Annotated in this window: 9 protein-coding genes and 1 other RNA gene; 2 read left to right on the plus strand and 8 right to left on the minus strand. The window is 56.9% G+C overall.

What is annotated here, in order from left to right; translation table 11 throughout:
* Positions 1-2 precede the first annotated feature (2 nt).
* Positions 3-3,155 (plus strand): type I restriction endonuclease subunit R, encoded by a 3,153-nt coding sequence (locus QMK54_RS03635; protein WP_223554132.1) that lies wholly within the window; start codon positions 3-5, stop codon positions 3,153-3,155.
* On the plus strand, positions 3,155-3,871 hold the full coding sequence (locus QMK54_RS03640; RefSeq protein ID WP_223554130.1) for a M48 family metallopeptidase: 717 nt from the start codon (positions 3,155-3,157) through the stop codon (positions 3,869-3,871). The genes QMK54_RS03635 and QMK54_RS03640 overlap by 1 nt, the downstream gene beginning before the upstream one ends.
* A gap of 58 nt (positions 3,872-3,929) precedes the next feature.
* Here the strand turns inward: QMK54_RS03640 and QMK54_RS03645 are convergent, their stop codons facing one another.
* The 8 genes from QMK54_RS03645 to QMK54_RS03680 all read right to left on the minus strand — a co-directional run bounded on the left by QMK54_RS03645 (position 3,930) and on the right by QMK54_RS03680 (position 10,583).
* The gene (locus QMK54_RS03645) at positions 3,930-4,205 is read right to left on the minus strand and encodes a hypothetical protein (RefSeq protein ID WP_223554128.1); all 276 of its coding nucleotides are present in this window, start codon (positions 4,203-4,205) and stop codon (positions 3,930-3,932) included.
* A complete protein-coding gene (locus QMK54_RS03650; RefSeq protein ID WP_223554151.1) occupies positions 4,202-5,182 on the minus strand; it encodes an integrase domain-containing protein in 981 nt (326 codons plus the stop codon). Before QMK54_RS03650 ends, QMK54_RS03645 begins: the two co-directional genes overlap by 4 nt.
* A complete protein-coding gene (locus QMK54_RS03655; protein ID WP_223554126.1) occupies positions 5,160-5,519 on the minus strand; it encodes a hypothetical protein in 360 nt (119 codons plus the stop codon). Before QMK54_RS03655 ends, QMK54_RS03650 begins: the two co-directional genes overlap by 23 nt.
* The gene (locus tag QMK54_RS03660) at positions 5,503-6,903 is read right to left on the minus strand and encodes a YfjI family protein (protein ID WP_320402087.1); all 1,401 of its coding nucleotides are present in this window, start codon (positions 6,901-6,903) and stop codon (positions 5,503-5,505) included. Before QMK54_RS03660 ends, QMK54_RS03655 begins: the two co-directional genes overlap by 17 nt.
* Before the next feature lie 966 nt (positions 6,904-7,869).
* Positions 7,870-9,126 carry an integrase domain-containing protein gene (locus QMK54_RS03665; protein ID WP_320402088.1) on the minus strand — a complete coding sequence of 419 codons (1,257 nt, stop codon included), beginning with the start codon at positions 9,124-9,126 and terminating at the stop codon, positions 7,870-7,872.
* A gap of 188 nt (positions 9,127-9,314) precedes the next feature.
* Positions 9,315-9,708, minus strand: a transfer-messenger RNA (tmRNA) gene (gene ssrA, locus QMK54_RS03670).
* Positions 9,709-9,802: 94 nt separating this feature from the next.
* Positions 9,803-10,081: a hypothetical protein gene (locus QMK54_RS03675; protein ID WP_223590028.1), complete on the minus strand. Its 279-nt coding sequence runs from the start codon at positions 10,079-10,081 to the stop codon at positions 9,803-9,805.
* A 229-nt stretch (positions 10,082-10,310) separates the two neighbouring features.
* Positions 10,311-10,583 carry a hypothetical protein gene (locus QMK54_RS03680; protein ID WP_223590032.1) on the minus strand — a complete coding sequence of 91 codons (273 nt, stop codon included), beginning with the start codon at positions 10,581-10,583 and terminating at the stop codon, positions 10,311-10,313.
* Positions 10,584-10,777: the final 194 nt, after the last annotated feature.

Below are 10,777 nucleotides of genomic sequence, written 5' to 3' on the forward strand. Positions count from 1 at the left end.
TTATGACTCAACAACCTCGCTCCGAACGCCGCACCCAGAATCGTGTTCTGGCCTTGTTTACAGACAAGACGCAGCCTGATTGTCTCGGCTACGACTACCTGGGCGAGTGGAGCAAGCGTGGGCAAAACCGCAACATTGAAGTCGAGCTGCTGCAGGCGAACCTGAAGCAGCGGGGCTACTCCGATGCGCAGATATCGGCGGCGTTGCAAAAGTTGATGGCCGCAGTTGATGCCACTGGTATCACCCTGTATCAGGCCAACTTGCGGACCTACCAGTTGCTGCGTTACGGCGTGCCGGTACAGGTCGCCGTTGGGCAGGCCCACGAAACGGTGCATTTGGTTGATTGGGAGCATCCTGAGGGCAATGACTTCGCCATTGCTGAGGAAGTGACCTTGCGCGGTGGCCATGAGCGCCGCCCTGATCTGGTGATTTACCTGAACGGTATCGCCATTGGCGTGATTGAGCTCAAGCGCAGTTCGGTGGAAGTGGCCGATGGCATTAACCAATTGATCACCAACCAGGAGGAAATCTTCAACAAAGGTTTCTTCAGTACGGTGCAGTTGGTCTTCGCTGGCAGTGACTCTCAGGGCTTGCGATACGGCACGGCGACTACTCGCGCCGAGTTTTTTGTCGAGTGGAAGGCTTCGGCGGCAAAACCAGAGTCAGACGAGCTGAACACTCAGCGCGAGATGCCTGCCCGCTATGACGTGATACCTGGTGCAGACGCGGCGCAGTCCGGTTATTTGCTGGATGGCCCCCTGGCGCAGATGTGCGAGAAGTCGCGTCTGCTCGACCTGATCCGCAACTTCATCATCTTCGATGCGGGCATCAAGAAAGTGCCGCGCCCGCATCAATACGCCGCAGTGAAGGCCGCGCAGGAGCGGGTTCGGCGGCAAGAGGGTGGGGTTATCTGGCATACCCAGGGCAGTGGCAAGAGCATTCTGATGGTGCTGATCGCCAAGTGGTTGCTTGAGCATGATCCTGATGCGCGCATTCTGGTCATCACGGATCGCGATGAGCTGGACAAGCAAATATCCGGGGTCATGCGCAATGCCGGGGTAATCGGCAAGGATTCGCCCTCGCCACGTATTACCTCTCGTGCCGATCTTGTGCAGAAGCTTTCCGCTACCTCGCCGCGCCTGCTCTGTGCGCTGTTGCACAAGTTTGAGCCAGATCTGAGCGTGCCGTCGCCGCCTATGCATGGGCGCTTCTATGTATTCGTGGATGAATGCCACCGCACCCAAGGCGGTGACATGAACAAGCAAATGAAGCAGTGGCTGGCCAATGCCCTGTTTATTGGCTTTACCGGTACACCGCTGCTGCGCAAGGACAAACAGACTACGCGCGATGTGTTCGGCACCTACATCCACACCTACAAATTCCACGAAGCCGTGGCGGATAAGGTGGTGCTGGACCTCAAGTACGAAGCGCGCGACGTACCGCAGCGGTTGACCTCGCAAAAGGCCATCGATGCCTGGTTCGAGCAGAAAACCAAAACATTGAACAACTACCAGAAGTCGATCTTGCGCAAGCGCTGGGCGACTATGGAAGCGCTTATGAGCGCCGGTGAGCGCAAGCAGCGCATCATCGCCAGTATCATTGAGGACTTCAGCCTGAAGCCACGGCTGAACAACGACCGGGGTACCGCCATTCTGGTGGCAGCCAGCATCTACGATGCCTGTCATTACTTCCGTTTGTTTGAGACCACCTCGTTCGGCCCTTACTGCGGCATCATCACGTCCTACGAGCCGAACCACAACTCGATCTCCCGCGAGCCGGCACAAAGCGATGAGCGTTACAAGTTCGATACCTACACGCAGTACGTGCTGAAGCCGGGCCAGACCACCACTGCTTATGAAGAAGAGACCAAACGTCGCTTCATTGAAGAACCGGCCAACCTGAAGCTACTCATCGTGGTCAGCAAACTGCTGACTGGCTTCGATGCGCCCAGTTGCTCCTACATCTACCTGGATAACGAGCTGCGGGACCATAACCTGTTCCAGGCTATTTGCCGCACCAACCGGCTCGACGGTGATGACAAGGACTTTGGCTATATCGTCGACTTCAAAGAGCTGTTCGGCGACGTGCAAGACGCCATTTCGGTGTACACCTCTGACGAGCTGGATGTCGACGCAGGCAGCGGGGGCAGCAACAACGTTGAGCTGAAGAATTGGCTGGTCGAGGGCAAGAAGCAGCTGGACGCTGCCCGTGAGGCATTGAGTTATTTGTGCGCCCCCGTGGTTCCGCCGCGTGAGGTTGAACAGTTTATCCACTACTTCTGTGGTGCCGCCGCTAACGCCAATGCGCTGGATGAGACCGAAGCACTGCGGGTGTCCTTCTATAAGATGGTGGCTTCATTTGTGCGGGCGTTTGCCGACTTGGCGCAGAACCTGACCGAAGCCGGTTACACGGCTACTGAAGCCGGCAGGCTGCAGACTGAAGTGCAGTTCTATGCTGACCTGCGTGAGGCGATAAAGAAACATTCCGGCGAAGAGTTGGATATCAAGCCATTCGAATCGGACATGCGGCATCTGCTCAATACCTATATTCAGGCAGACCCTGCCGACCCGATGAGCACGGTCGATAATTTCTCGCTGGTTGAGCTGATCGTTCAGACTGGCGTTCACGATGCCATCGCCAAAAAGCTCAACGCCAAGGGCACGCTTTCCAAGGGTGCGATTGCCGAAGGCATTATCAACAACGTGCGCAAGACCATTATTCGTGAGCAATTGACGGATCCGAAGTTCTACGAGGGTATGTCGCAGTTGCTTGAGGATCTGATCAAACAGAGTCGTGAAGATGCTGCCGCTTACGAGGAGTTTTTGCGCAAGGCCGAGGCGCTGGTCAAGCAGCTGGCACAGAAGGGACCAGGAAGCTCTCCAGCTGCACTTAACGGCCACCGGGAAGCCACTGTACTGTTCAACAACCTCGACAGCATTGCAACGACCACCTTCCAGTGCCCGAAAGACGAAGGGGCAAAAGTGAAACTGGCTCTGGATCTTGATTTAGCCATGCGCGGTTCGGCACCGGCATCCTGGCGAGGAGACCCTGCACGGGAAGCGCAGGTTCTTAATGCGCTGTTCCCTCTGATGGGACGTGACCGTGTAGCGACTTCGGCAATATTCGAAATTATCAAGAACCAACCGGGCTATTGATGAACGAGATTATTGAGCTGGGCGATATTTCAATTTCAGTGACCAGGAAAGACATCAAGAATGTCCACCTGAGCGTCCACCCGCCGGAGGGGCGGGTAACGTTAGTCGCCCCAACAAACACACGGCTTGAGGTTGCTCGGGCATATGCTATTTCCAGGCTGGGCTGGATTCGCGAGCAGCAGAGCAAACTGGAAACGCAGGCACGTGAGGCACCACGTCAGTTTGTGGAAAGAGAAAGCCACTATGTTTGGGGGCGACGTTACCTGATGGTGGTTAACCACCGGGACGCCAAGCCATCGGTGGTGCTCGACCACAAACGCATCACCTTAACTGTTCGCCCTGGCAGCGATGCGCATAAGCGCGCCGAAGTTATACATGAATGGCAGAAGCTGCAACTGCACGCCGTGGTGCCAGTGTTGATCAGGAAGTGGGAGCGCAAGCTGAAGGTTAAGGTGGCTGGTTATTACCTGCAGCGAATGAAAACAAAATGGGGTAGCTGTAACCATCAAGCAGGGAACATTCGACTGAACACCGAGTTGGTGAAGAAGCCGAAAGACCTGCTTGAGTACGTGATCGTCCACGAGATGGTTCACCTGCTTGAGCCCACCCACAATGAGCGCTTTATCTCCATCCTCGGGGAGCATTTCCCAACCTGGCGCGAGGCTCGCGCCGAGCTGAATGAGTTGCCGCTGGCTGCTGAGGTTTGGAAAGAGTGAGGCTGTACTAGCCCGATTGTAAGTGCGACTGGTGGGCTAGGCTTGGACTCGTCGAGTATCACATCAGCAGCTCTCGGGCTCTCCCTAATCGCTTCCAAAGCAATATCGCTGTGAGTCGGTAGTAATACCGGGTGGCGTCGGTATTGTGTTTCAGGTGCTGAGTGAGAAACCAGCGCAAATGCTTGAGCTGCCAGGTCCAAGGATTATCTCGCTGCCATCGCTGTTGAATGGCAGCTTGCATGATTCGGGCTTGCCGTAGGTGTCGTTGCTGGGTGGCCTTCGAGCCAGTCAGTACGCCGCTCAGGAACAGCGCCATATCGAAGGGCTTGGTCACGTTCGACCTCCAATGTAGGCCGAAACCACATCGATCCGGTTATGCCCAAGCTCAAGGCTGATCTGTTGGCGCGCCAGTCGATCAAGATCGCGGTCAATGCGATAGCAGTGGCCACGATTGACCGGGGCGGCATGGCCCGTGAGCTGCTCGTAACGCTCGCAAGCGTAGGCCGCTCGCAGTTCATGAAAACCCTTCAGTCCGTGTTCATGCAGCGTTTCGCGGGCAGGGAGCACGGTCTGTTGCAGGAATACGGCGTAGCTCTCGTCTCGGGCCAGCAAGTTGCGGCTGCCGGTCGGCGAGGCATGACGAGCAAACTGCAGCGCCGCTTTCACCTCTTCATTGGACACAATCCATCGCGGTGCGGAAGCGCCTGAGCGGCCGCCTTTGGTGCCGTCTTGGATATTGATGCGGCCTAAGTGTTCGGCTTCGCGGTACAAGCGTGGCAGGTCAGCCAAAATCGCTTCGCGCAGGCGCATGCCGGTTACTCGGGCCAATAGGATAATCGCGGCCACCCGCTCATGTTTCCGTTCGCCAAGCGCCTCGAGTACTCGCCGCACCTGTTGATGGTCTTGGCCATCCGGCGCGCGGGTGCGTACGCTCGAGCGCTGCTGGCCTAACGCTTGACTCGGACTGGCGATCCTCACGTCCTGATCACCGCGCAGCGCGGCGAGGGTGCGGTTGACACTGCTCAGACGGTTCTGCGCGGTGGCGATGCAGAGTTCGCCTTGCTGGATCTGCTGGCGCAGATACGCAGCGTAGTCTTGCAGCGTCCGGTGATCGATCCGGCGCGCATCGTTGTAACCGGGGCCGTCATCTGACCGACACCAACGCACAAACGCTTGCCAGCGATCGCTATGCGCTCTGACTGTTGCGAAGTGGCCACCGGCAAACAGATCCCTGAGCGCTTGTGGGCCGGCGTAGCTCATCTGGCGGCCATAGCCAAAGTTGCGACCATCACGCCGACCGACCAGTGCCATCGTCATCACCGTTTCCGTTTGTTTGCAGAAAGAGCAGCAGGGCTTTCCAGTGGGGGCTGAGCCTGTCCACCTGCTGCCAGTGTGTCGGGCGGATCAGGAGGGCGTTCTCCTGGCGTTCCAGCAGTGCCCCTTCCTCACGCAGTTGCTCGATCAGCAGGGCGATGTCGGCGGGGGCAATAGGTGGTGTGGCGACAGCGGCGACAGTGGCGACAACCCGCGTCATTCCTGGCCTGGCGCGTGGCGACAAGGTGGCGACAGAAGCGGCGACACTCCGTGTTTCTGATTGCGAGTGATGTTGCGCCTGGTAGCAGCGCACCGCGTCATTGAGGCGAAACATGGCGGACCTCGAAAGTTTTGGCATCGCGACTGTTCAGCCAGTTATGCGTGATCAGCTCGACGAGCAGTGTTGCGGTGTGATGGCTGCTCTTGCGTGCAAAACGAGGGCCGTTGCGATTGAGATCGCGGATAGTGAATTGGGTCCAACCTTTTTGCGTCAACCAGCGCAGCAGTCGATCCGCTTCCTCACGTAAAGTGTTGATTGGCTCTTGTTCGGTCAGGCGTTGGATCTCCGCCAGGTAGTAATCCATCAGCGTTGAGGCGCGTTGAATATGGGCCTCACTCACTACGCTCGCATCTTCAATTACCGCGAGTACACCGGCGATGCGCAGCACATTGGCCGCCGCTTTTCCTGCGACGGATTGGACGCCCGCCAGCTCACCGAATTCGCCGGACTGGCATTCGATGGTGTCGTGAATATCAATCCAGGCAGTGCGAGCGCTGGGCGTCAGTTCCAGCCTAGCGAGGTTAAGTGAACCGTCTTTGTGTAGCGACAATGGCTTATCCAGCAGGGCGGTGATGCGCATTTGGTAGCGCTGGACCTTGGCATCTCGTGTCAAGTCGACTGCCTTGTACAAACGCCGACCGACCAGGCGTTCGGGCCAGCTGATTAGGCAGCGGCCCAAGATGCCTTGGCCATTGATCGCCGGGTCTTTGAGTAGCTGGTTGGCCAAATAAGGCTGTAGCATCAAATGCAGGCTGAGGCGGCGATCATAGGCTCGCAGGCTTTCCCCGGCCATGGAGCGAGCCCGGTCGATCGGACTGCCATCCCACAGACTAGACAAGGTGGTAATCGCCTTGAGCAGATTCTCTTTGCTCATGGTGCTGCCACCCAAGAACTGGCCACCTTCATCATTGAACAAGCCCATGCTGGGCAAACCATGGCACAGGCTTTTGATCAGGGCCTCAATGGTGGGTTCGGCAATGATCAGCCTCGGCGGGACTGGCTCAGATAGTTCGCTGCCTTCCGGATCCGCATGTTTCTTTGAGGTTTTTGGTTTGGCCATGGTGCTGGTAGCGGCGCGATATGCTTTGAGCTTTTCCGCATACATGGTCCACTGCTGTCGTTCCCAGTCGCGTGCCGTCTTCAGTGCCAGATGATCCACCGCGCTTTTGCGATCACCCGAAGACGCCACCGTCAGCAGGTAAAGGGACAGCGGATAAGTTCGGCCGTCGAGTTGGATATTGGCATGACCCTGGCTTACCAGAGCAGCGCTTGCCAGCACCGATTGTGCAGCCATGGCGCGGGGCACGCCGATCACCTCGGCCAAGCGTTCGACCGCGGGGCCCAACAGATCCCCGAGTGCTTCGACCGGGTAGGGCAGTGGCGCTTGCTGGTATTCCAGCAAGGGTTGTGGGGGCTCGAACGCTTCGCACAGTTGCATCGCTATTCTCCTGAGATGATCAACTTTGTCCTCACTCATCCCGCCACGGTTGTTGAGTGTTATCAGGGATCAAGGCCCCTGCGACCTGTGAGGTTTGTCCACTAACGCGGGACTGACGGCTCCTTACGGCCGGGAGCTTGGGCATCTCATGATCTGGCCTCCTGAACACTTCCGTAGAAGTGGGCGGGTGGAGGCTGCACTGGCTGACGAGACCGGCACCGCGAGATCCTGAGTCAGGTGAAGGCAGTGATGCGATGACCGGGGCATGCCTGACTGTCAGCCAGGTGCAGTCCATTCCTTGGTCTGCGGCACCATCATCTGCAGCGCTGTTGCTGGTGATAGCGGCGTTTGTCACGCCGATTGTCACGAGGGGAATTGCCGCAAAGCCATGTGCGATGAGGGCTGCAGCAGTGGTAGGAGCGCCCGTCTCTTTTCTGGAAAAAGAGACGGGCGAACGGTTGGCGCAAAACGTTGGCCGAGCAGGTTCGTTGCTGCAGGGCTAAAGGGTTAGCGGGCAGCCGCACTAGGCGGATTGTTTAGAGGGCGTCCATCATTCTGGCGAATGACCGTGCGAGCCTCCGGGCGCGAATCGCACTTTGGGATGAACCACCGGGTTAGCGGCATGACCTTGAAGGCTCTGGTCATCTGGGTTGCTGCCTAAGGCAGCGCTTTGAACCTTCGTTCTACCGGTCACCGCGGCACGGGTCAATTGGTAAGGGGCACATGGAAATGCGCCAGATTCCTCCTCTGGCGTGCTTTGGAGGTCGGTGGCTGTCAGTGGCAAAGTGGCCGTTTGTCGCTTTTCTAGTGTTAGCCCGTGAGCATGGGGATGCGAAGCCTCCCCATGCTCACGGGCTTAGCCGGAGAAGCTATAATCGAGGCGAATTGGCGACTGTCGCCATCCGCTCATACGACAAGGATGTAGATGGCACGCGGTCTGTCGCCAGTGTCGCCGTTGTCGCCGTCCTATCGGATGGGTACTACGTTCCGATCCCTAGCCACATTCATCGCGCTGGCCGAGAGATTGCCGGTCGACGCCTTCAGAATGTAATCGCTCCACCAAGCCATCATCGGCCGCCGTCGCTCGATGTAGTCGGCTCGGTTGTAGGCACTGCGCACCTCATCCTTGTCGACGTGCGCCAACGCCACTTCGATGAGTTCCGGGTCCCACCCATGTTCATTCAATATGGTGCTGGCCATCGAGCGCATGCCGTGGCTGACCAAGCGGTCCTGGAAACCCATGCGTTTCAACGCCATGTTGGCGGTCTGGCTATTGGCATGAGTACGAGGGTTTCGGTCTGCCGGGAAGACGTATTCCCGATGACCACTGTGGGACTTCAGTATCTCCAGCAATGACATGGCTTGATCGCTCAACGGGATGCTGTGCGGGCGGCGCTTCTTCATCCGCTCCGGCGGGATGGTCCAGACACGCCTTTCAAAATCGATGTCTGCCCAACGAGTAGTCGCCGCCTCGGCTGGGCGAGTCATGGTGTGCAACTGCCATTCGATTAGACAGCGGGTAGTGCGCTTGATACTGGCGTTCGCTATTTCCAGCATTAGTTCAGGAAGCTCCTCGGGTGGTAGCGCCGCCATGTTTTCTTTCTTCGGTTTCTTGAATACCGCCCGAATCCCGCTTAGCGGGTTCGCGAAAATCATTCCCGAATTGACCCCGTAGGTCATGATCTCGTTGAGGCGCTGGCTAAGCCGCTTCACGGTTTCCAAGCTGCCTTTGGCTTCGATGGACCGAAAAATCTTTATCACCATCGGTGCGCTGACTTCCGAGATCGGAGTCGATTTCATGCTCGGAAAAACGTGCAGCGTGAGTGAGCGCCAGATGTCCTCGGCATAGGCCGGCGTGACCGAGTCCTTTTTCAGCTCGAACCAGGCGCTAGCTACTTTCTCGAACGTATGTTCCGTCTCGGCTAGCTTGGCCTGCGCGAGATCATTGCGCTGAGCTTTGGGATCGATCCCCTGCGCAAGTACTTCCCTAGCCTCAACCGCTTTCCGCCGAGCTTGCGCCAGAGAGACCTCGGGATAGGAGCCGAGCGCCATGTTGATTCGATTCTTGGTGACCGGATGCCTGTAGTTGAAATTCCACTGCATCGAGCGGTTGACCCGGACTCGGAGCTGGAGGCCGTCGCCATCCGTGAGGACGTAGTCCTTGTCTTTGGGCTTGACCGCCTTGAGCTGGCGGTCGGAGAGGCGAGCTGTTTGAGCGCACATGGGAGGAGCTCCATGACACCTTTTGGTATTCCCAAGATTAGTCGCAGGTAGGCTGGAATACCACCGGGAATACCGGGATGGCTGGAACCCAAAAAACCATTGTGGCCCTCAAAAGAGCTACAAACCCTTGATTTCACTGGATTACAGGCACAAAAAAAGACGTCCGTGGACGTCTTTGTTTGATCATTTGGTGGAGCCGGGGGGATTTGAACCCCCGTCCGCCAGTACTCCGCTGTCGGTACTACATGCGTAGCCGTGTCTATTAAGTTAACCCTCAGCGACCCGACGGGCAGGGTGCATTGGGCGAGTTGTGTAAGTTTTAGCCGCTTCGTCCACAACGTACTGCACGGCGATTCTGTTCTATATGACAATCACTTTGGGTTTACAGACATCCCCTGATGATTGCTGGACCCGAAGGTACCAGAAGGGAAGGGCTAAGGCTGCTTACGCAGCGAGAGCGTATTCCCCGTAGGTTTCGTCATTGGCAACTATAGAAAGTTGCAACAGTGGATTTACGAGTTCTGTTACCAACTCGGCATGCACCTAAAGTTTCGCAACCGGCGTCGAATCCAAAACGGCCCCGAGCCTGGTGCTCTGTGAATCAAGTGAGCAACAAGCCTGCACAGTGTACGTCAACGTGATCCAGAAGGCCAACCCGAAGGTTGGCCACCACAGATCATGGGTTTGCTTCGTTGCTCTGTCTGTCAGCGAGTGCCAATGCCTGGGTGGCCTCGGTGACGCATTTTTTGTCGTCTCCGGAGGCTTGTGAGGCTTCGGCGCTGGACATCAGTCGTTTGATCTCCATGGCGGTGTTTCCGGCGGTCGCCGGCAGGGCGTTCACTTTGCCTTTGAGCTCTTGCAGCTTGCTCGTGCAAAGGTTGTTGTCCGCGGCAAATGCAGGAGAGGCCAACATGGCTGCAGAAATGAACAGAGCAGCGAGTGCGGTACGTTTCATGGATGTCTCCTTGAACTGATGGGGCATGTTTCAAAGACCCCGATTCAACGCAAGAATTCGTTTTTTTAGAAATCTGCCGCACAGTGCGCGGTTACACATTTCCAGACCCCGGATGCAACAAAACCCGCAATTGGCGGGTTTTGGTTTGCTTCGTATTGGACGCCGCCGGGTTCTGAATTCCCGGTTGCGGAGCCAAGAAGGCCAACCCTAAGGTTGGCCCTGAGCTGAGTTACTTCCCGCCTTTTTTCGAGTCGGTGACGGCCTTGATGATGTCGTTGGTCTCGGCAATGCAATCATTAGTACCTTCCGTGGTGCCTTTTGCCTGGTCGACTTTGGCTTGTTCGACGGAGGCCTTTACCTGGTCAGCCATTTCCGGAGGAATCTGTGCCTTACCGTTTTCGATGGTTTTCAGGTTGACCGCGCAAAGGTCTTCTGCAGCAAACGAAGTGGAAGCCATGATGGAAGCAGCAACGAACAAACCTAACAGCACAGAACGATTCATGTGTTTCTCCTTGAACTGAAGGACCAGGCATTGCTGGCCATCAAATCGGTCTACCGAGTTTTGGGAAGGTCCCGCATTGGCGGGACTTGATCAGTGGACTGCAGCGGCACATCAGGGTTCTGTTTTTTTACTGTAGAGCTGTCGATTCCGAATGTAGCGTTAAGGAAGGTACATCTATGCACCTTCCTGTAGAT

It is taken from the genome of Pseudomonas sp. P5_109 (assembly GCF_034009455.1).
GTDB lineage: Bacteria > Pseudomonadota > Gammaproteobacteria > Pseudomonadales > Pseudomonadaceae > Aquipseudomonas.

What these genes read in the sequence shown, in the direction of transcription:
- QMK54_RS03675 (WP_223590028.1), bottom strand. Translation starts at nt 10,081, where the DNA reads ATGAAACGTACCGCACTCGCTGCTCTGTTCATTTCTGCAGCCATGTTG.
- QMK54_RS03665 (WP_320402088.1), bottom strand. Translation starts at nt 9,126, where the DNA reads ATGTGCGCTCAAACAGCTCGCCTCTCCGACCGCCAGCTCAAGGCGGTC.
- QMK54_RS03680 (WP_223590032.1), bottom strand. Translation starts at nt 10,583, where the DNA reads ATGAATCGTTCTGTGCTGTTAGGTTTGTTCGTTGCTGCTTCCATCATG.
- QMK54_RS03640 (WP_223554130.1), top strand. Translation starts at nt 3,155, where the DNA reads ATGAACGAGATTATTGAGCTGGGCGATATTTCAATTTCAGTGACCAGG.
- QMK54_RS03635 (WP_223554132.1), top strand. Translation starts at nt 3, where the DNA reads ATGACTCAACAACCTCGCTCCGAACGCCGCACCCAGAATCGTGTTCTG.
- QMK54_RS03655 (WP_223554126.1), bottom strand. Translation starts at nt 5,519, where the DNA reads ATGTTTCGCCTCAATGACGCGGTGCGCTGCTACCAGGCGCAACATCAC.
- QMK54_RS03650 (WP_223554151.1), bottom strand. Translation starts at nt 5,182, where the DNA reads ATGGCACTGGTCGGTCGGCGTGATGGTCGCAACTTTGGCTATGGCCGC.
- QMK54_RS03660 (WP_320402087.1), bottom strand. Translation starts at nt 6,903, where the DNA reads ATGCAACTGTGCGAAGCGTTCGAGCCCCCACAACCCTTGCTGGAATAC.